The following is a 20645-nucleotide window of genomic DNA, read 5'->3' as shown; positions in this document are numbered from 1 at the left end:
TTAGAGGAATTGCCACAAGATACGATAAGCTAAAACGTAACTATCAAAGCGCTGTTGCTTTAGCTTGTATATTTATATGGTTGCCTCTTTAGCTCAATTTATCGGCTGTAAATGTCAACACACCCTAAAACAAGATAAACATTTATATCTCGTTTTATATGCGTCTACTCCTTTCAAAACAGGTTGAATAAGATCAAAACCACAATCTCGACATGTATTTTTCTTAATCAATGGTAAGATTTTATGATTGATATATTTATTAGCATCTAGATATTGAATACAGTTTTGTTTTTCTTTTTGATATACATTTTCTATCTCTATAAAAATAGACCAAACGTTCTCACCAAATAATTCAATAGGATCTTTTCTTAAATAATCCCGCGTAAAAGCATTAATAATATTAAAACTATGTGTCAGAATTGCTTGCACAGCTTTGGGATTATCTGTACTGAAATAATGTTCAATATTATTTCTATACTCCTGAACTCTTTCCAACTCAGTCCACTCAACTTGTATATTTAAAACGCCGAACTTATCAATTATTCCTTTAAAATTTATAGTCCCCTTCCCAATTCCAACGAGGACTTTATTTCCATTTTTATCTAAAATTTCTTCATTTTTCAATTTTATATATAAATCATTTGAACCTTGTGGACTCAAATCTACTAAATGGCTTTTAAATAATAGTAAGATGCCCGAAAATAAGTTTCTTACACAAGAAACCAATCTTTTAGGATTTTCTGCAATTAATTCATAGTCCTCTACCCCCAATTGAATCGAATCAATCGCATTTTGCAAAATTGTCATAAAAATGCCTTGCTCTTTTTTTATATAATTACAGCGTACTCTAACAATAATAGAGCTGAAAAAAACACTCTCTAAACACTAAGTTTTTTACTTAACACAAATCAATTTTAACACCTCTCCCCTTACAAAGCAGTGCTTCTCATCTCCTAAAAGGAGAGGGAAAATTCATTGTGACCCCAATGAAACCATTCATTCCAAACAACTAAAAGCTTTAAGCATTCATTATGCTAAAAAGAGCTAAAACTAAAATATTGACAAATCACTCTATGAAAAAACTACTTATTTAAATCAAAGTAAATTTAATTTATTGATATTTCACTATCTTTATATAAAATGTGCTCGCTTTTTATAATTTATTAATTTAGGGGTACAACATGAAAAAATTTTTGGTTGCAGCACTAGCAGTTTCGACAGTGGCTTTCACTGGCTGTTCAATCCGTATGGCGGATATGACTGTAGCTTCTACAAAAAACTATAATTTAAACTCAAATCAATTCGTAAAAGGTCAGCGCGTTACTGGTGAAGATAAAGTACCAGTTGTGTTATTCCCACTAGGTATTCCAAATTTCAAAACAGCAATTGACCGTGCTATCGAAAAAGACCGCTGTGCAGTTGCACTTTCAGACGTTGTTATTACTCAACTAAACCAAGCATTCCTTGTTGGTCAAATTGGCTATCGCGTTGAAGGTACACAAGTTATTGACCGTTCACAACCAGAATGCAACAAATAAAACTGCATAAAAAAAGCCTCTATCAAAGAGGCTTTTTTGTTTCGTTCAATCACTTCATCCCAAAAATCAGCTTTAACCCAAGCACTGTCATCACTGCACCCGCTGCCCGATCAAAACCCGCTTTAAACTTCAAATAGACTTTACGTGGTTTTTCTGCCGATAAAGCCACAGCGACCAATGAGCACCACCCTGCATCGATAAAGAAACACAAAACTGGCAGTACAAAGTAAAAATACGTTGGAATCTCTTTCGGTAAAAGTGCCGTAAAAATACTGGCTAACACAATTGCAATTTTCGGATTCGACAATTGAGTAATTAAACCAGTAGTAAATGCACGACGGAGTGACATTTGCGAGCTGCCGGCATCACCTGCTTCAATCGGTTCTTTGGCATGTTTTATAATTTTAAATGCCATCCAAAGCAGATATAAACCACCACAAATTTTTAAAGCCAAATATGCAGAAGGTACAGCCAATAAAAATGCCTGCAAACCCAATACCGCTAAAAGCCCAAATATTGCAGCGCCCAAACCTGTACCAAGTGCAGTAAATAAACCGTGTTTACGTGAAATCGCAATGGAATTCTTCGCCACATAAATTGACGTTGGCCCCGGGCTCATTGCACCAAGTAATAGTGCTGCCGCAATCGAGCCTAATATCCAAAATGATTCCACTGTCACACCGTTTTCACTTAAATTCGTGGCAATTTTACAGACAGAATCTCTGAATTTCTCCCTATAATTTGCAGTGTTTATTTTAATTGACCAAATTTTTCACTATAAATAACTTGAATACCGCATTAATCCATCGCATGATCGCTAAAAGTACAAATTAATATCAAGACAATGAAATTAGCCGAAGCCCTACTTTTACGCAGTGACTTACAAACTAAATTGGCCTCGCTGCAACAACGAATCAATAACAACGTGCTCATTCAAGAAGGTGATGCACCTAGCGAAGAACCGAATGCTTTAATTCAAGAAGCATTTGCCGTAAATACAGAACTTTATGGCTTAATTGAAAAGATTCACGCCACCAATGCACAGGCTAAAACCAGTTCTGGACGCTCCGTGCTTTCAGTGCTCAATGAACGTGATTTATTGACCCAACAGCATCGTATCTTGCAACAAGCGATTGACAGCTCACGCCGTGAAAATGGTCGTTATAGCTCAAGTGAAATCCGTTGGATTAAAACCATTGCAGTGGCAGATTTACAGAAACAGGCCGACAGTATTAGTCAGCAACTTAGACAAAATAACGTAGAAATTCAGGCATCCAATTGGCAAATAGACCTGATAGATTGACCTGATTTAAGCATTTGAACCACGGTTCATTCCAGTTCGGGCATACTGGGCGAGTACAGAGCCTTTTTAAATGTTTGTAAGGCTTTAATCCAACAAACTACACTGCAGAAGTAAGGCGTCTACTTCAAAATGTTCACACATCTGACGTAGCACACTGCATCTGTGACTCTTTACATGTCACGTCTCACTACCGTGTACTGACAGTATGTCCACCCTATTTCTTATGCACCTATGTGCTAATCGTCATCTGCAGCGGCTTCATTGAGTTCAACATCCTCACGCGGTAATTTATAGTCATGGTCATTTACAGGGACACCACCAATGATCATGGTGCGATGTTCATTTTGAGGACGATGCAATTCGTCAGTCGTATCACAACCCATCATCCAAAAACAGCACAGGCACAGCATAGGCAGCACAGCCCGACTTAATTTGCTCATTGGATGCCCTCCATTTTTATAATTATCTTGCTTGTAAATTCAGCATAGCATTTTTGTGCAGATATTCACCTTATTTATCTGCCGATTTAGGGTCAATTGTCAGGAATTATGTCTCTATGTCGTTTCCTATACTAATCATAGGATCATATGATATGTGCTGATATAAACGGAATCGTTCTCTTGGTAAACTAAATATACTCAACAGGATTTCATCTTCAGCACCTCCCGTTTTACAATGCCTACCTATTTGACCTCCAACCACCAAGATAACGATTACCAGCATGTTTGAATCTATCGCCCACGCCATTCCTGAGCAGACTATTCAATATCAAGGGGTTGATTTGTGTATTAAGCGTTTGGACTTGGTACACCCACAAATATCAGGCAATAAATTTTATAAACTTAAATACAATTTTATTGAAGCACAGAAATTAGGGTTTAAACACGTGCTTAGCTTTGGCGGCGCTTATTCAAATCACATTGCAGCCACTGCATTTGCCGCACATTTATTTGGTTTCGGCAGTCTAGGCATCATCCGTGGGGAAGAATTACAACATCAAGCCCGAAATCCTACTTTAGCCACCGCCGAACAGTTTGGTATGCAGTTCAGTTTTGTCACACGCCAACAGTATCGAGAACAGAAACAAGCAGACGCTTTAGCGCAATTACGACAGCAATATCCCGAACATTATGTCATTCCTGAAGGTGGAACCAATGCATTGGCTATCCGTGGCTGTACGGAAATCTTAAGCCATGAAAATCAACAAAATTTTGATCTCATCTGCTGTGCCGTCGGTACAGGTGGAACCATAACGGGCTTGATCGAAGCCAGTGCAGAACACCAACATGTTCTTGGCTTTTCTGCGCTCAAAGGTAATTTTCTTTGCGACGATGTTGCTCAGTTGACACAGAAAACCAATTGGAGCATCAGCGATGAATTTTGCTGTGGCGGCTATGCCAAAACAACGCCGGAACTTTTACAGTTTATGCAAGACTTTGAACATCGCTATGCGATCCCATTAGAACAGGTTTATACGGCTAAAATGTTGCGAGGTATTTTCAGCATGATTGAGCGTGGTCAAATTACAAGCCATCAACGTGTTTTAGTGATTCATACTGGTGGGCTACAAGGTCGCTTGAAAGGTTCAACCGAAGCGCTAAAAAGCGTATAATCCTGCGTCCTTTCTTCCACGCGGAAACTTACCATGTCGCAAAATCAATATGATGTCCTTGTTTTAGGTGCTGGCGCATCAGGCTTAATGACGGCATATAAAGCGGCGCAGCGTGGACGCAAAGTTTTGGTGGTTGAAAAAGCCAATAAAGTTGGCAAAAAGATCCTGATGTCTGGCGGTGGTAAATGCAATTTCACCAATTTGTATGTCGAACCAGAAAATTATATTTCACATAATCCACACTTTGTTATTTCAGCATTAACTCGCTATACCAACTGGGACTTCATTGGTATGGTCTGCGAATATGGCATTGAGTACGAAGAGCGCAAACATGGGCAGTTATTTACCCAAAATGGTGCAAAAGAAATTCTCGCCATGCTATTGGCAGAGTGTGACAAAACAGGATTGGTAGATATTAAAACCAACTGTGAAGTAAAAGCAGTCAATGCCTTACCTGAACAAGGCTTTCAAGTGGCAACCAATCTAGGCTATTTTGAAGCAGAATCGGTGGTTATTGCCAGTGGCGGTCTTTCTATTCCTACTTTAGGTGGTTCAGGAATTGGCTATGAAATTGCCAAACAATTCGGACATTCCGTCTACCCCACTCGCGCAGGCTTAGTACCCTTCACTTTCTCAGATAGTTTTAAAGAAGTCACCACTCGCTTGAGCGGCAATGCTGTTGAAGCCACGTTATCGAATGAGTTAAACAGTTTTACTGAGGCTCTACTCTTTACTCACCGTGGTTTAAGTGGCCCAAGCTCATTGCAGCTTTCAAACTATTGGGATGTCGGTCAACGCTTTAACATCAATTTCCTGCCAACTTTAGATGTTTTAGATTTCCTCAAATCTAAAAAATCCAGTCAACCCAAAGTGTTACTGCGTACACTGTTCAATGAACACTTACCGAAAAGTGTGGTTGTGGAATTACAAAATCTGATTTGGCCTGAACAAGCTGAATTAGCCATTGGCAATATCAGTGATGAAAAACTGGAACTCATTGCAAGCCGTTTAGAAAGCTTTGAAGTGAAACCATCAGGCACTGAAGGTTACCGTACTGCAGAAGTTACACTGGGTGGTGTGGATACCACTGAAGTCTCATCAAAAACCATGGAAAGTAAAAAACAGAAAGGCTTGTACTTTATTGGCGAAGTGCTAGATGTAACGGGTCATTTAGGTGGATACAATTTCCAATGGGCATGGGCTTCTGCACATGCGGCTTCTGAATACGTCTGATCTCGACATAGCGTTAATTAAGCACTGAAGTTACGCCAGTAAGAGTAATTTCACATTTATAAAAATGATTTTTACGTCTATTCGACGGAGTCTTACATCTAAGGATTGAATAAAAAAATTAGCCTTCGGCTGGAGGAACTCTTACGAAGCACGCTTCTCATTAGGCAAAATGAGAAGTGAAGCTTCGCAAGGAAACCATCTTACGGAGCAATGCTCCTCACCGCAAAACTCGTTCACTACCTTCAAATGATTCGATGTATTGCAAAAACATTTTTGATTAAATGTAATCCTGTCTCAAACAATTGCGGATGACATTACCGCGTATCATTCTTTTATTTGAATCAAATAGGACTTCTGATGTCACGCAGAAACATCAGATAATCATAATCCGCAGATGAACTCTGCATAAAAAAAGGCTGATTCATTCAGCCCTTTTTCTTGCCCAATCTGACTTATTCAAGATAGTCGGTTTTAAATAATGATACTGACGACGTCGAAGTTCGTTGAATTGTCAGATCCATTTTTTCAACGGCAACTGAAATATGTTGTGGTTGCACGCTTGCTGTTTGTTTGAGTGTCGAAACTAAAGTATTGAACATTGAAATTACCCCCATTTTGCCATTCCTTTGCACGGATCATAGGTGTCATTCATGACAGCAATATGAATCCTAAGTTTTTATATTTTAAGTAATATTCCATATATCACTATTACTTAAAATACCAATTTTCGGGTAAATTTCAATCATTATTTTTAGACTCATTGGTATGATTTTTTTCACTGTTTGGCGGTGATTGTACTGTCTACTCCAAATCAGTGCGTTTTGATTTTGCAAAAATAAAGCGTCGTGCGCTCGCCAAAAAACCTACCGTGATCCCTGCAATAATCACTGGGGCTAAAAATTTATTCGGTGCTTTTGCCATACAATATTCCTTATAGAGCATTAAAATCGACCACCTAAGCGTGGCCGATTTTGTACAGACGGAACAGGTTAATTAGGGTCATCCGGTTTTGGCGGAGTTACAGGTGCCGAAGGTGCATCGACCTCTTTTTCAGCTTCACCAGTTGAACCAAATGGATTATTTTGTGGTTGATCACTTGGGTTTACATCCAACTGATCTGGAGTTGCAGTTTCTTTTTCACTAACGCCGGGAGCAGCCTGTTGAATGTTTGGATAGCCATCATCTTTTTTCACTTCAGAAGTCATCACAGATGTTGATGGCGTTGGACTTACTGCAGACGATGTAGGCGTATTAAATGTGGTTTTTGCCTTCGCCTGTTCCTGTACTGGATTCGGTTCATTAGCTTCACGTTTTGCTTTATCAATAAGATCTGATAACAATCGTTCCGCCGGATTGCGACCACCTAAACCAAAGGCCAAAGCGAAAGCAACTGCAACCGCACCGAGAGTTAAACCAAAGGCCAAATTCACGATCGAGTCGGCAATACCCATGGCACGCAAGCCCATGGCTACAACCAAGCCCATAATCAGCACACGGACCAAATTACCTAACCAACGTGAACTGTTATATTCCCCTCGTTGCACCACATTTGCCACAATATTGGCAAGCCAGAAACCCACCACCAAGATCACGGCACCAAGTAAAATACTTGCACCGAACTGGATAAACATAGCAATAAGGGCACTGATTTGCTCAAAGCCTAAACGGTTAGCAGCTTCAGATACCGCAAACAACATTGTGAAAAATACAATGAGGCAACCGACAACATCCGACACTTTGGTTTTGCCCAAAAAGCGTTGAATGTCTAATTTTTCTGGCACAGTATCAACACCTGTACCCGAGATCACATCCACAACTAGACGCGCTACAAAGCGTGACACCACATAGGCCAAGATTAAGATTAAACCTGCGGCAATGATGTTCGGTATCGCATACATGATCTCATGTAACATGGCTGTTGCAGGCTGAGAAATCGCCTCGATACCAAGTGCTTCGAAAGCCACAATTAATGCAGTGATAATGACTATAGCAAAGACAAAATTACCCAAAACTTGAGCAAGTTTTGCGTTTTTAAACATGCCCACTTTTTCGACTTGCTGCTGCAAACTCAAACTGTTCACCAAGCCTTCCACGATACCTCGCACAATCTTCGCCAAAATATAACCCACAAAGACGATGACACCGGCAATAAAGATATTGGGAAGATAAGAAACAACTTCAGTGACCATATTTTGGATTGGGAACAATAGACCGTTCAAACCCAAGATCGATAAAACAATCGGTAGGAAAAGTAACAAAATCAGCCAATATACAATTTCACTGATATTTTGACTGATAGGGCTGACACCAACCTCAGAACTAAGTTTTTCATCGAGTTGGGTTTTATCCAGCAGTTTCTTTGAACCGACTTTGACCAAACTCGCCACGATCCAACCAATAAAACCTACAGCTACCGCAGCCAAGAGCTGTGGAATAAATAACAAGAACTGCTGAATCATATTACTGAATGGGCCACTGACACTGGTCAAATTCAGCACATTGAGCGCACCAATGACGGCAATGATCAAAATAATCCAGAACACTACTCTGGAGACTATATTTTCAACATTGGAACGGTGCCCAGTTGCATTTGAAAGTTTTTGATTTGTACCTAATTGTTGCAGAACTTTTTTGACGCCAGCAGCAATCAATAAAGCAATGACCCAACCAATCAGGAGAATTGCTACTGCACTTAAAATGGGGTGAAACTGTTCCCAATAATACATGGCATCAAAACGGCCACGCGGACCACCCAGATAATCATTCATACGTTCGCCCTCATTGTTATACATGATCTGTTGTTATGTGCATTTTTACGTATGCCGCGATATCACACAGCATTGGTGCTTTAAACTTGAGCTTTCTTTTCCACCTTAGTTTTTGCGTATTTTTTAATCAACCAAAGTATGCATAACTCCAACAAAAGCTCACAATTGAATGTAAAAAAGCCTTGGCATAACCAAGGCTTTATTTGTGTCATTCTGATGAGATGCTTAAGGTTCAGATCTTGCAATCATGTAAATCTGACTCATGTATTTATCATCAATGATCTGTCGCAGTTGCAGTATTTGAATCATTGGCAACAGCTTCATCCCCCGCTGTACCGCTAGTCGTATCATTGGCAGTTGCAGTTTGTGCATTCGGTGCAGGATGATCAGGCGGTGCATCCGAAGCAGAAGGTTTCATATCTGCAAACATATAAAATAATAATGCGATTAAAAAGATACCCACTAAGATCAGTATGTACACAGGGATACGTTTTTTTTGTGTTGTTTCTTCCGTACTGGTGGTATGGGGTGGTTTATTAAAATCGTGTGTCATATTCCCCTCGCTATTTTGTTGTTCGTCGTTCACTTTTTATACTAGCAATACAATATCCATTGTTGTGTGAAGAACAATTACAATCCGTGAAAACATGTAACTTAAAAGATCAGTTCAATTTACATCCGTTTTTCTGTTTAGATAGTTCCCTTAATTTTAGATTTAAAATCAATCGCTAAGGTAAAAATATCGGAGCATGAAATGAATGTACCATTTCAATCGTATTCATTTTCAGAGTATCAAGTGTTGCAAAAATAAATGCTTTTTTGAGCTAGATGGAATTCTCTGCTTTTGATGAATGAAATGAGCTATAATCATGCACCTTATTTTTCACCTGTTATCAAATCTATGGCGTACCATCAACAAGGTGTAACGCTTGATCTTGACACTGACGTCACTCATCAATGTTCCCTTCATTACACTCGTGATCAGCATCTTATTGGCATTATTGAATTTAGTAAGCCAAGTTATGTGTTGAAATGGGGTGATTTGGAATATTTCCGCCGACGTACTGAAGAGTTTTCAGTGATGCCATTCCCTGAATGCATCAATGCGATGGTGATTGATATTCGAAATATTGCGGCTTTTTTAGATAATGAAGTGCCTATTATTCCTTGGCGCTTGCTCGAAGAAGAATGCCCGATTCGCTTAGTTGTTCCCCAAGATCGACTGGAGCACTATGCTGGCTTTTTTGAACCGACTTGGTTGACTTCAGACGTAGACACAGCGATTCAAGAAATTCGTGAATTTATGGATATGTTTGTGCATTAACACGGAGATTAAACTAAAGTTTAATCCCGAAAACCTCCATTTGGAGGTTTTTTTATGCCCTTTTATTTTCATTATCTATTTCACAATAAAATTAAATTATTTTATATTTAATGACTTATAGCAAACTTTCTTATAAAAAATGTTCATAACTTATCCCATTTCTTAGTAACAATTCGGCAATAAATTTTGCTTGAGCCTTGTTCGATTTATCACCTAAGATGTAGAAAATGATCTCTTTTTTATTGTTGAAACATTCTTAAAAACAGAGCAATAAAACTAAATACGTAACAAGATCATAAAAAGTGGATATTAAATCAGGGTAAAAGGAGTTTTAACGATGACGTCAAAAAAACATTTAGCAACTTTGTTCTGTGCAAGTGCGCTCACTTTAGGGCTTAGCGCATGTAGTGACAATAAAGCACCTACAACGGATAAAGCTGCAGGAAGTGAAGCTGCTGTTTCTGACTCAGGGACTTTAGATAAGATCAAAAAATCGGGCACGATTGTTTTAGGCTATCGCGATTCATCGATTCCATTTTCATATATCGCAGATAATCCAAACCAACCTGTGGGTTATGCGCATGATCTTCAATTAAAAGTAGTTGAAGCAGTAAAAAAACAATTAAATCTTCCCGATTTAAAAATCCGTTATAACTTAGTGACCAGCCAAAACCGAATTCCATTAGTTTCTAATGGCACCGTCGACTTAGAGTGTGGCTCAACCACCAACAATAAAGAACGCCAACAACAAGTTGATTTCTCAACAGGTTTCTTTGAAGTGGGTTCACGCTTACTTACTGCAAAAGACTCTGGGATTAAAGACTTCGCTGACCTTAAAGGTAAAAAATTAGTCACCACGGCAGGAACTACATCTGAGCGTTATATTCGTCAACATGAAAAAGAGTTAGGTATTGGTGAAGTCATTTCTGCCAAAGACCACGCTGAGTCTTTCCTCATGCTACAAAATGGTCGTGCAGCGGCATTTATGATGGATGATATTTTGCTGGCGGGTGAAAAATCGAAAGCCAAAGATCCAAATAAATGGGAAATCGTGGGTACAGCACCGATTCAAGAAATTTATGGTTGTATGCTACGTAAAGGCGATACTGGCTTTAAACAAGTGGTTGATGATGCAATCAAAGCGACCTATAGCTCTGGTGAAATCAATGACATGTATAAAAAATGGTTCCAAACGCCAATTCCACCAAAAAATATCAATTTGAATTTCCCGATGTCTGATCAATTAAAAGCATTGATTAGCAATCCACATGACCGTGACGAATAACTTTCCCTAAACATTCTAAAGATGCTTAAGCCAAACGGATTTTGGCTTAAGCTCATTATAGGGAGTTCCTATGAATTATAGCTGGAATTGGGGTGTGCTGTTCCAATCTACTGGTGTAGGTGATTCGACCTACCTGAATTGGATTTTAATTGGAATCGGCTGGCTGTTTGTCATCGCTTTGGTGGCATGGAGCATTGCGATGGTGCTCGGCAGCATCTTGGGTATTATGCGTACCCTACCGAGTCCTGTAGCACGAGGTATAGGTACTACCTACGTGACTATTTTCCGAAATGTACCCTTATTGATTCAACTGTTTATATGGTTCTATGTTGTACCCAACTTCCTCCCCGCTGCGATTAAAAGCTGGTGGATGAATGACCTTGGAGCAAATACGACCGCCTTAATTTCTGCAAGTGTCGGTTTGGGTCTTTTTACAGCTGCACGGGTCTGTGAGCAAGTCAGGACTGGTATTGAAGCGCTTCCTTTGGGGCAAACCAATGCAGGTTATGCCATGGGATTTAGCACGGCTCAACTATACCGCTATGTGATCTTACCGCAGTCATTCCGCACGATTTTGCCACCACTGAGCTCTGAGTTGACCAACTGTGTCAAAAACACCTCAGTCGCCTCTTTGGTCGGTGTTGCAGAAATCATTTCGCAGATGAAAACCATCAGTGAATACACGCAAAACACCATCGAAATTTATACCTACGTCACCATTATTTTCATCGTGATCAACATCTGTTTAATTGGTTTCATGAATTTTCTGGAAAAACGCCTACGCGTTCCTGGCTTAATTGCAGGAGATAAATAATGGAATGGCTCAGTTCTTTTATTCAAGACCTCCAAGCGTCTGGCCCTGCACTATGGCATGGTTTCAGCATCACGCTAAAAGTGGTGATCACGGCAACCATTGGTGGTGTCTTTATTGGGACTTTATTGGCGTTGATGCGCCTGTCCTCGATTAAAGTATTTAATATTTTTGCTAAAGGCTATGTGAACCTCTTTCGTTCTATTCCTTTGCTCTTGGTGCTGATGTGGTTCTACTTTGCCGTACCCTTTATCTACACAGGGATCACAGGTAACTATCTAACGATTGATACTGCCCTCGTGTCGAGTATTGTGGCCTTCATGCTATTTGAAGCTGCTTACTTTTCAGAGATTGTCCGTGCCGGGATTCAATCGATTCCTAAAGGCCAAACTTCTGCAGCTTATGCTTTGGGTATGAGCTATGGCCAAGCAATGCGCCTAATTATTTTGCCGCAATCTTTCCGCAAAATGACGCCATTGCTTTTACAGCAAACCATCATTCTGTTCCAAGATTCAACCATGGTTTATGCCATCGGGCTGTTAGACTTTTTCCGCACCAACTATGTTCGAGGCGACCTCATGTCATTGTTAACTCAATACATTCTGTTTGCCGGTCTGGTGTATTTCACTATTAGTATGATCGCCACCTATGCAGTTACAAAATTACAACGGAGGTTAAGTGTATGACCGATCAAAAAACGATGATTGACCTCCAAAATGTCAGTAAATGGTATAAAGATTTTCAAGTGCTCACCGATTGCACGACTCAAATTAAACAAGGTGAAGTGGTTGTGGTGTGTGGACCTTCAGGTTCAGGTAAATCAACGCTCATTAAAACCGTCAATGGACTTGAGCCTTTTCAGGCCGGTAAGATTTTGGTCGACGGTATTTCCATTAATGACCCAAAAACTGATTTAAATAAATTGCGTAGTCGTGTCGGCATGGTGTTCCAGCACTTTGAACTTTTTCCACATTTATCCATTACCGAAAACCTGACCATTGCGCAGGTTAAAGTCTTGGGCCGATCAGAAGCCGAAGCCAAGAATAAAGGCTTGGCTTATTTAGATCGTGTGGGTTTGAGTGCGCATGCCGCTAAATTCCCGGCACAGTTATCAGGTGGACAGCAACAACGTGTTGCGATTGCACGTGCGCTCAGTATGGACCCGATTGCCATGCTGTTTGATGAACCGACTTCGGCACTTGATCCAGAAATGATTAACGAAGTGCTTGATGTGATGGTGGGTCTTGCAAAAGAAGGTATGACCATGATGTGTGTAACCCATGAGATGGGCTTTGCGCGTCAGGTTGCGGACCGTGTGATCTTTATGGATCAAGGAAAAATTGTGGAAGACTGCAGTAAAGATGATTTCTTTAATGCCCCTCGTGGTGAACGAGCGCAGCAGTTCTTAAATAAAATTCTGCATTAACAACAAAACGTTTATTTAACTGATGTTACGAAGTAACATCAGAAGCGTAATTTGATTCAAATAAAAGTACGATACGAGGTAACATCATCCGCAAGTGTTTGAGATAGGACTTCTTCTAATCAAAAATATTTTTGCGATACTTTTGATAATTAGACACTAGTAAACGAGTTTTGCGGTGAGGAGCACTGCTCAGCAAGATGGTTTCCTTGCGAAGCTTCGCTTCTCATTTTGCCTAATGAGAAGCGTGCTTCGTAAGAGTACCTCCAGCCGAAGGCTAATCCCTTTATTCATTCTCTTGATGTAAGACTCCGTCGAATTGGCTTAACAATCATTTTAAAAATGCAAAATTACTTTTGCATGCATAACATCAGTTATTTAATTTCCGAAAATAAAAAAAGCTCATCCATCGATGAGCTTTTTTCATGGCACCTTACCAATAGTTTTCTACAGCAATATTACCTTCACCACGGCGGTTCATGGTCAAACCACGCGCCTTTAATGCTGCCTTGGTGTCATCAACCATTTGTGGATTACCACACAACATGACATGCGTCGTTTCCATATTAAATGCTAAGCCAGCCGCCTGTTCTAATTCGCCATTTTCAATTAAAACTGGTAAACGGTCATGCAGCGGTGCATTTGGATCACGTGTCACAATAGGAATAAATTTGAAGCCCGTATGCCCTTCACCAAAGGTTTCCGCGATTTCTTGAATCCGCTCGACATAAGCCAGTTCTGATAAGGTGCGCACACTGTAGACTAGATTAATTTTTTCGTATTTAGACCATGTTTCAAAGTCTTGTAGCATCGATAAAAATGGTGCCAGACCTGTCCCTGTCCCCAACAGCCATAAGTCCTTAGGCAATGGCAACTGATAACGCGCCAAGGTGAGGAAGCCATAAGGGACTTTTTCTAAATACAGCTCATCACCAACTTGTAGATGCTGCAAATTTGAAGTAAACGCACCATCTGGAACGACGATAGAGAAAAACTCTAAAGTTTCATCAAAAGGGGACGACACCACAGAATAGGCACGAACCACCAATTCATCGCCCACTTTCAAGCCGATTCGTGCGAACTGACCAGCGGTAAATTTAAAATGTGCAGGGCGTGTCATGGTAAAACTGAACAAAGTATTGGTCCAACGGTGTACAGATAAAACCTTTTCTAAGCTAAATTTTTCAATTGACATGATTTGAACGTGGCGTGACAGACTGTGCTCATGTTAGCATGACAGCATAATTTATTAATATTTTTTAAATGTTAAGGCCTGATTCATGCGCATGACTTTACGCCAGTTGGCTGTTTTTGTAGCAGTCGCTCAAGAAGGTACCGTTACCAAAGCCAGTGATGCTGTCAAACTTACTCAAAGTGCAGCAAGTATGGCATTGGCAGACCTCGAAGATGGTCTCGGTGCTCCACTGTTTGACCGACTTGGTAAACGCTTGCAATTGAATGACTTGGGTCGTTTTTTATTGCCACAAGCTTTGGAAATTTTAGGGCGCTGTGAAGCTTTTGAACAAGCAGCAAAAGGCGAACTACAAAGTATTGATCTGCGTTTGGGTGCGACCCTAACCATCAGTGACTACTTGATGCCAGACCTCATGGCAAATTTCCTACAAATTCAGCCTCAAGCACATTTACAACTTCAAGTCGGCAATACCCGCCAAATGATTGAAGCGGTAAACCAATTTCAGTTGGATTTGGCTTTAATTGAAGGTTCATGCCACCTGCCACAGCTACAATGCATTCACTGGCGTGACGATGAACTTGCGGTGTGCTGTTCCCCAGAGCACCCTTTAGCGAAGCTAGATCGTGCACTCACTGCGGCTGACTTTGATAACGTGGAATGGATCTTACGTGAAGAAGGTTCAGGCACACGTGAAGTATTTGACAACGCAATTTTAAAAGACCTGCCAGATGCCAATATACGTTTAACCTTGGGTCATAACGAAGCCATTCTAAAAATCGTGGCAGGTGGTCTTGGTATGTCATGTATTTCTAAGCTGGCGATTGAGCCTTTACGTGAAAAAGGTCAATTAGTGGTTTTAGATACGCCGTTCTGGCAACTTGCCCGTCCATTATTTATGTTGGTACATCGTCAGAAATACCAAGGACCGGGTCTCAAAGCCTTTATGCAATTTTGTGAAAAATAAAAAAAGCGCCTTAAGGCGCTTTTTTATCTATTTTTAAATTGGCGTTCACATGGTTCGCCATCATTATTGCCGTCCATTTTCGTATTTGGACAATTATTATTAAAGAACACTGCTTCTTCGTATGAACGCATCTGACTACAATGCGTACGCCCATCACAACTAAACTGTGCTTTCTCTACTACCCTTGGCGTATCACTTGAAGAAGGTGCCTGCGCAGTATCTTGAACAACAGACTGAGCTTGCGTTGAAGCTGTGCCGTATAGATTTTTTTCACCTTGCTCAGTCAGCACCCGATCGGGTAAATCCCCCTGAGCTTTACGTTGTTCTTTTACAATGTTTTCATTTTCTTGCATGAGCTGTTGTAAATGTAGCTGCTTCTGTTCTTGGTACTGCTGATATTTCCCATAAACAGCCACAGCTAATACTAGAATTACAATGAGTCCAATCATGCTGAAGATTTTACTGCCCCAAACTGTGCCTTTGGCTGTATCGTGAGGAGTAGCTTGGTCATTCACTCGATCCGACCTTGATTCAAATGACGGATTTATCTGTTCATGAGTGGACTGCTCTTTTTTCAAATCTAAACGGATGATATTTACCGCTTTAAATTTACCTCGATCTGCTTCAATCCTGTATTTGAGATTTTCTCCAACACGTGGTTCGATGTGTCGGCTAGGAAAATCACGAATATGAAAAAATAAATCCTGTGCTTGATCTTGTTGTATAAATCCAAAGCCGCGCTCAACGTTATAGCTTTTGATTTTCCCCTCTTTAAACATAAAAATTGTCTCTCACATTTTCTTTTAATGCTCTTATGATAATAAAAAAGAGGTCCTATAGACCTCTTTTTTATTTCAAAGATTTCCATGAAATCTTACAATCACATTATTTACGCAAATTCGAAAGCAAAGCTGAAGTAATTGACTGGTTATTTGCCACTACTTTAGATTTTTTAGCTTTTGCAGATTTGTCTTCTTCACGCTCAATGTTTATGGCTTTATAACGATCACCATTTTTCACCACATTAAATTTCACACGATCATTACGTTTTGGCTCGACACCATCTGCGGGAAAGTCAGAGATATGGAAAAATACATCACCTTCTTCACATGAAAGAAAGCCAAAGCCCTTTTCAGGATTGTACTGCTTCACTTTACCTTTATATTGTTCGGACTTCATAAAGTACCCTATTCCATTTATTCCAATGTCTTTAGTATATAAAAAAGAGGCTATAAAAGCCCCTTTTCTGTTCATGATGCAAAAATTAGTCTTTTTGAACTGAACCGAAAATTTTATCGCCTGCATCGCCAAGACCAGGAACGATATAACCGTTTTCATTTAAACCTTGGTCTACAGATGCTGTGTAAATGATCACATCTGGGTGAGCTTCATTTACACGTTTAATGCCTTCTGGAGCGGCAACAAGCACCATGACACGAATATCTTTACAACCACTGGCTTTTAGAACGTCAATAGCAGCAACGAGCGATGAACCTGTTGCAAGCATTGGGTCAATAATCATCGCTAAACGGTTTTGTACGTCTGGTACTAATTTTTTGTAGTAAGTACGCGCTTCTAAAGTTTCTTCATCACGCTCTAAACCCAATACAGATACTTTCGCACTTGGAATCAGGTTTAAGAAACCATCCAACATACCAATACCTGCACGTAAAATCGGTACAACTGTTATTTTTTTACCGGCAATACGATCTACAGTTACTTTACCATTCCAACCATCAATTTCATGATCGACCATTGGTAAATCTTTCGTTGCTTCATAAGTCAGAAGCATAGTCACTTCTTGAGCAAGCTCACGGAAGTTTTTAGTACTAATATCTGCACGACGAAGTAAGCCGAGTTTATGTCGAATAAGCGGATGACGGATTTCATGGATAGCCACGGGAGAACACCTAAAAGGTTAAGATAAAATTTCAACCATTATAAAGCTATTTAACAAATGATAAAAATAAAAAAGCCCCCTTTACAGGAGGCTTTTTTGTAATAAGCAAATTAATTGCTTAATTCATTAGTTAAATCCACTTTGAATTAAGCTAAAAATGAACTGTTGTAATTCAGGTGAGATCGCAAAGTATGCCACTTGAGAAACTGCAATGATTGGATCTGGATATACACCGATCAACAACACAAGAGCAGCTGCGCCAAGCACCATAATACCACCCACTTTTTGACCCCAATGATCGACAGCGTCGATACGTGGGTTTTCCGGTGGAGTCATGTACATCACAACCATCACACGTAGGTAGTAGTATAAACCGATACCCGAACCAAGGATAACCATCGCAGCTAAGAACCATGAACCACCAGCAACTGCTGTTTTGATCACAAGGAACTTACCAATAAAGCCCGCTGTTAATGGGATACCTGCAAGAGATAACATCATGACAGTCAGTGTTGCAGTCAACACTGGACGACGCCAGAACAAACCACGGTACTCAGCAAGGCTACCTGCTTCGTCTTTGTTGTTGTAAGGGCTAGACATCAGTGTCACAACACCGAACGCACCAATCGTTGTTAATACATAAGTAATCACATAAACGTTGACGCTACTGAATGTTGCAAAGCCTTGTACTTGAACAAAGTCAGTATTACGTGCACTCACAATCGCAACAAGTAAGTAACCAAAGTGAGCGATTGAAGAATATGCAAGGATACGTTTCAAGTTCACTTGACGTACTGCTAGTAAGTTACCCGCAAGGATAGACAATACTGCAATAATGGTCACGATTGTAATGAAGCTGTCAGAAAGGATTAAGCCAGAAGCTAAGAAGTAACGAACGAATAGACCGATCATTGCCACTTTAGCCACAGTCGCTAAGAATGTCGCGATTGGCGCTGGCGCACCGGCATACACGTCTGGTGTCCATTTGTGGAATGGCGCAAGAGACAATTTAAATGCAACAGCAAAGACAATTAGTGCAAGACCAAGGACTACGCCCGGTTGGCTGAAAGTTGTGAACATTTTGCCTGGTTCAGCAACGAATGCCATTGTACCTGTGTACGCATATACATAAGCCATACCCATCAACAACATCGCAGAAGCGGTTGCTGAAAGCACCAAATATTTCACACCCGCTTCAAGCGACTGTGAACGTTGGTGTGTATAAGCCAATAGGCCGTATACAGGAATCGACATTAACTCAAGACTGATAAAGAAAGACGCATAGTGCGAACTTGCAACCATTAACAATGCACCTGTTACAGAGCACAGCATCAAGATATAAAGTTCTTCACGGTTATCTTTATAGGTTTCGATATACGCATGTGACAATGTGCAGCAAGCAAGTGCTGCAATCAAAATCACGAATTGGTACAACATCGTAAATGGATCTACGATGAACAAATTCATTACGTTTGCAGGTGCATACTGCCCTGCAACGAAAACAAAAATAATATAAAAGGCTGCAAGGTTCAGACCGATAACGGAAGTCGTTGCAACTAAATTGTGGTTACGCTTGATTGCAATTAGCAACATCACGACGATCGCAGTTAAAGCCACGATCATCACAGGAGCTAATGGCATAAGCTCAGAAAATGACATTGTGAAGTCCATGGCTTATTGCATCTCCACATTTTCAGGTTGTACAGCAATCTGCTGCACAACATCAACGACTTCTTGAACTGGAATATAGCTATTTGCAATCCACGCCATGCTTGAATTTGAAATATCAAGGAACGTTTGTGGGAATAGACCAAGCCATACTAGACCAAGAGCACAGATTAAAAGAATCACAACTTCACGCGCATTTAAGTCTTTCAACGGATTTGCGTAATGCTGTTTTTGTTCTTCGTTTGGTGTACCAAACAACGCTTTGTGGATCAGGATTAAACCGTAAAGGCCGGCAAATACTAAGCTTACTGCAGCAAGGATTGTGTACACAGGGAACTTGTCATAAGAACCCATCAAGATCAGGAATTCACCGATGAAGTTACCTAGACCTGGAATACCTACAAGTGCCGCAACAAAGAACATTAAGAAGAATGAAAGGTATTGGAACTGACCACGGATACCGCCCATTAAACGCATGTCACGTGTATGCAGACGTTCGTAAACCTGACCACACATAATGAACAATGCAGCAGAAGATAGACCGTGAGCCAGCATCATAATCATCAAGCCTTGGAATGTCAGGATGTTACCTGCATACAAAGCAAGAAGTACGAAGCCCATGTGCGAAATAGATGTGTACGCAAGCAGACGTTTCATGTCTGTTTGTTGGAATGCACACCATGCACCGTAGAAAATACCGATTAGACCAAGAATGATCGCGATGTCAGCAAACTGAGCAGATGCTACTGGGAAGAATGGAATAACGAAACGTAAAAGACCATAAGCCGCAGTTTTAATCAAGATACCTGCAAGGTCGACAGAACCCGCTGTAGGTGCTTGCGCATGTGCATCTGGTAACCAGCCGTGTAAAGGGAAAACTGGAAGTTTTACCGCAAAACCAATGAACATACAGATCATGAATGCATACGCAAGTGCTGGAGCTTTCGCCTCAACAGTGTGTGCAACACTCATCAAGAAGTCATAGTTAAAGCTGATTTGACCGTGAAGTTGGAAGCCAACAACCACTAGACCCAAGATACCGATCAACATGATCAGACCCGCAACCTGAGTATAGATAAAGAATTTAGTTGCAGCGTAAACGCGTGACTTACCTTCTGCCCCTTTATGACCCCAAAGTGCGATCAAGAAGTAGATTGGTACCAGCATCATCTCCCAGAAGAAGAAGAAGAGGAACATGTCAATCGCTAAGAATACACCGATCACACCACCTAAAGACCACAGTAGGTTTAAATGGAAGAAACCAACGTTCTTTTGAATCTCACCCCATGAACAGCCAACTGCAAGTACACCCAGTAATGCAGTTAAACCCACCATAAGCAGTGAAAGACCATCCACCGCAAGGTGAATGTTAATGCCTAAAGTGGTAATCCACGGTAAGTTAAATTGAGCAGCCCACTGTGGAGCTTGTGTACCCAACTCGTAGTTATAAGTACCGCTTTGCCATAAAACGACGGTTAACACCAACGTTAATAGCATACCAATTAAGGCAATATAGCGTGGTAAGTGCTTGTCGAGTTTATCGACAAGCCAGCATACAAAACCTGCAATGAACGGAATAAGGATCAGAGCGGGTAGAATTAAATTGTTTGGAGTTTCCATT

The 20645-nt window shown here is 40.4% G+C and carries 23 protein-coding genes and 1 pseudogene; 11 read left to right on the top strand and 13 right to left on the bottom strand.

Annotated features, from left to right (window positions below; genetic code table 11):
• A pseudogene (locus FTV04_RS08170) lies at nucleotides 1-92 on the top strand (IS5/IS1182 family transposase); the annotation flags it as partial.
• A 22-nt stretch (nucleotides 93-114) separates the two neighbouring features.
• Here the strand turns inward: FTV04_RS08170 and FTV04_RS08165 are convergent.
• Entirely contained in the window at nucleotides 115-807 is a 693-nt protein-coding gene (locus FTV04_RS08165) for a hypothetical protein (protein ID WP_180089213.1), read from the bottom strand.
• A 374-nt stretch (nucleotides 808-1181) separates the two neighbouring features.
• Here FTV04_RS08165 and FTV04_RS08160 point away from each other — a divergent pair, with 374 nt between their 5' ends.
• Nucleotides 1182-1538 carry a hypothetical protein gene (locus FTV04_RS08160; RefSeq protein ID WP_180089212.1) on the top strand — a complete coding sequence of 119 codons (357 nt, stop codon included), beginning with the start codon at nucleotides 1182-1184 and terminating at the stop codon, nucleotides 1536-1538.
• Nucleotides 1539-1587: 49 nt separating this feature from the next.
• Here FTV04_RS08160 and FTV04_RS08155 read toward each other — a convergent pair whose 3' ends face one another.
• Nucleotides 1588-2211: a LysE family translocator gene (locus FTV04_RS08155; protein WP_180089211.1), complete on the bottom strand. Its 624-nt coding sequence runs from the start codon at nucleotides 2209-2211 to the stop codon at nucleotides 1588-1590.
• Between the two features lie 171 nt (nucleotides 2212-2382).
• Here FTV04_RS08155 and FTV04_RS08150 point away from each other — a divergent pair, with 171 nt between their 5' ends.
• Nucleotides 2383-2841 (top strand): DIP1984 family protein, encoded by a 459-nt coding sequence (locus FTV04_RS08150; protein WP_180089210.1) that lies wholly within the window; start codon nucleotides 2383-2385, stop codon nucleotides 2839-2841.
• Between the two features lie 236 nt (nucleotides 2842-3077).
• Here the strand turns inward: FTV04_RS08150 and FTV04_RS08145 are convergent, their stop codons facing one another.
• On the bottom strand, nucleotides 3078-3281 hold the full coding sequence (locus FTV04_RS08145; protein WP_180089209.1) for an NF038215 family lipoprotein: 204 nt from the start codon (nucleotides 3279-3281) through the stop codon (nucleotides 3078-3080).
• Between the two features lie 281 nt (nucleotides 3282-3562).
• Here FTV04_RS08145 and FTV04_RS08140 point away from each other — a divergent pair, with 281 nt between their 5' ends.
• Together FTV04_RS08140 and FTV04_RS08135 are read left to right on the top strand one after the other, a co-directional pair.
• Nucleotides 3563-4453 carry a 1-aminocyclopropane-1-carboxylate deaminase/D-cysteine desulfhydrase gene (locus FTV04_RS08140; protein ID WP_180089208.1) on the top strand — a complete coding sequence of 297 codons (891 nt, stop codon included), beginning with the start codon at nucleotides 3563-3565 and terminating at the stop codon, nucleotides 4451-4453.
• Between the two features lie 33 nt (nucleotides 4454-4486).
• The gene (locus FTV04_RS08135; RefSeq protein WP_180064031.1) at nucleotides 4487-5686 is read left to right on the top strand and encodes an NAD(P)/FAD-dependent oxidoreductase; all 1200 of its coding nucleotides are present in this window, start codon (nucleotides 4487-4489) and stop codon (nucleotides 5684-5686) included.
• A gap of 452 nt (nucleotides 5687-6138) precedes the next feature.
• Here the strand turns inward: FTV04_RS08135 and FTV04_RS08130 are convergent, their stop codons facing one another.
• The 4 genes from FTV04_RS08130 to FTV04_RS08120 all read right to left on the bottom strand — a co-directional run bounded on the left by FTV04_RS08130 (nucleotide 6139) and on the right by FTV04_RS08120 (nucleotide 9007).
• Nucleotides 6139-6300: a hypothetical protein gene (locus FTV04_RS08130; RefSeq protein ID WP_180009855.1), complete on the bottom strand. Its 162-nt coding sequence runs from the start codon at nucleotides 6298-6300 to the stop codon at nucleotides 6139-6141.
• Between the two features lie 187 nt (nucleotides 6301-6487).
• A complete protein-coding gene (locus tag FTV04_RS17000; RefSeq protein WP_373685356.1) occupies nucleotides 6488-6607 on the bottom strand; it encodes a hypothetical protein in 120 nt (39 codons plus the stop codon).
• A 68-nt stretch (nucleotides 6608-6675) separates the two neighbouring features.
• On the bottom strand, nucleotides 6676-8454 hold the full coding sequence (locus FTV04_RS08125; RefSeq protein ID WP_180089207.1) for a mechanosensitive ion channel: 1779 nt from the start codon (nucleotides 8452-8454) through the stop codon (nucleotides 6676-6678).
• A 274-nt stretch (nucleotides 8455-8728) separates the two neighbouring features.
• Nucleotides 8729-9007, bottom strand: a complete 279-nt coding sequence (locus FTV04_RS08120; protein ID WP_180055540.1) for a hypothetical protein — start codon at nucleotides 9005-9007, stop codon at nucleotides 8729-8731.
• A 348-nt stretch (nucleotides 9008-9355) separates the two neighbouring features.
• On the opposite strand from FTV04_RS08120, the gene FTV04_RS08115 reads away from it, so the two are divergent.
• The 5 genes from FTV04_RS08115 to FTV04_RS08095 all read left to right on the top strand — a co-directional run bounded on the left by FTV04_RS08115 (nucleotide 9356) and on the right by FTV04_RS08095 (nucleotide 13300).
• Entirely contained in the window at nucleotides 9356-9778 is a 423-nt protein-coding gene (locus FTV04_RS08115; protein ID WP_078191199.1) for a hypothetical protein, read from the top strand.
• Between the two features lie 337 nt (nucleotides 9779-10115).
• Nucleotides 10116-11063: a transporter substrate-binding domain-containing protein gene (locus FTV04_RS08110; protein ID WP_180004747.1), complete on the top strand. Its 948-nt coding sequence runs from the start codon at nucleotides 10116-10118 to the stop codon at nucleotides 11061-11063.
• A 70-nt stretch (nucleotides 11064-11133) separates the two neighbouring features.
• Nucleotides 11134-11877, top strand: a complete 744-nt coding sequence (locus tag FTV04_RS08105; protein ID WP_180089206.1) for an amino acid ABC transporter permease — start codon at nucleotides 11134-11136, stop codon at nucleotides 11875-11877.
• Complete coding sequence (locus tag FTV04_RS08100; RefSeq protein ID WP_180089205.1) at nucleotides 11877-12560, top strand: ABC transporter permease subunit; 684 nt, start codon at nucleotides 11877-11879, stop codon at nucleotides 12558-12560. Before FTV04_RS08105 ends, FTV04_RS08100 begins: the two co-directional genes overlap by 1 nt.
• On the top strand, nucleotides 12557-13300 hold the full coding sequence (locus FTV04_RS08095) for an amino acid ABC transporter ATP-binding protein (protein WP_373684435.1): 744 nt from the start codon (nucleotides 12557-12559) through the stop codon (nucleotides 13298-13300). Before FTV04_RS08100 ends, FTV04_RS08095 begins: the two co-directional genes overlap by 4 nt.
• A gap of 430 nt (nucleotides 13301-13730) precedes the next feature.
• Here FTV04_RS08095 and FTV04_RS08090 read toward each other — a convergent pair whose 3' ends face one another.
• A complete protein-coding gene (locus FTV04_RS08090) occupies nucleotides 13731-14492 on the bottom strand; it encodes a ferredoxin--NADP reductase (RefSeq protein WP_180089204.1) in 762 nt (253 codons plus the stop codon).
• A gap of 85 nt (nucleotides 14493-14577) precedes the next feature.
• Between FTV04_RS08090 and gigC the strand changes: the two genes are divergently transcribed.
• Complete coding sequence (gene gigC, locus FTV04_RS08085) at nucleotides 14578-15456, top strand: LysR family transcriptional regulator GigC (protein WP_180089203.1); 879 nt, start codon at nucleotides 14578-14580, stop codon at nucleotides 15454-15456.
• A 23-nt stretch (nucleotides 15457-15479) separates the two neighbouring features.
• Here gigC and FTV04_RS08080 read toward each other — a convergent pair whose 3' ends face one another.
• From FTV04_RS08080 to nuoM, 5 genes are all read right to left on the bottom strand, one after another.
• Nucleotides 15480-16235 (bottom strand): cold shock domain-containing protein, encoded by a 756-nt coding sequence (locus tag FTV04_RS08080; RefSeq protein WP_180089202.1) that lies wholly within the window; start codon nucleotides 16233-16235, stop codon nucleotides 15480-15482.
• Nucleotides 16236-16341: 106 nt separating this feature from the next.
• Nucleotides 16342-16635, bottom strand: coding sequence for a cold shock domain-containing protein (locus tag FTV04_RS08075; RefSeq protein ID WP_078192288.1), 294 nt, complete (start codon nucleotides 16633-16635; stop codon nucleotides 16342-16344).
• An 85-nt stretch (nucleotides 16636-16720) separates the two neighbouring features.
• The gene (gene upp, locus FTV04_RS08070) at nucleotides 16721-17356 is read right to left on the bottom strand and encodes a uracil phosphoribosyltransferase (RefSeq protein ID WP_078192289.1); all 636 of its coding nucleotides are present in this window, start codon (nucleotides 17354-17356) and stop codon (nucleotides 16721-16723) included.
• A 126-nt stretch (nucleotides 17357-17482) separates the two neighbouring features.
• Complete coding sequence (gene nuoN, locus FTV04_RS08065; protein WP_078192290.1) at nucleotides 17483-19027, bottom strand: NADH-quinone oxidoreductase subunit NuoN; 1545 nt, start codon at nucleotides 19025-19027, stop codon at nucleotides 17483-17485.
• Nucleotides 19028-19030: 3 nt separating this feature from the next.
• Nucleotides 19031-20644: an NADH-quinone oxidoreductase subunit M gene (nuoM, locus tag FTV04_RS08060; protein WP_078191096.1), complete on the bottom strand. Its 1614-nt coding sequence runs from the start codon at nucleotides 20642-20644 to the stop codon at nucleotides 19031-19033.
• Between the last annotated feature and the right edge of the window lies 1 nt (nucleotide 20645).

The organism is Acinetobacter sp. YH12219 (assembly GCF_013417875.1).
Taxonomy (GTDB): Bacteria; Pseudomonadota; Gammaproteobacteria; order Pseudomonadales; family Moraxellaceae; genus Acinetobacter; species Acinetobacter amyesii.
This window is presented reverse-complemented; position numbering and strand designations above follow the sequence as displayed.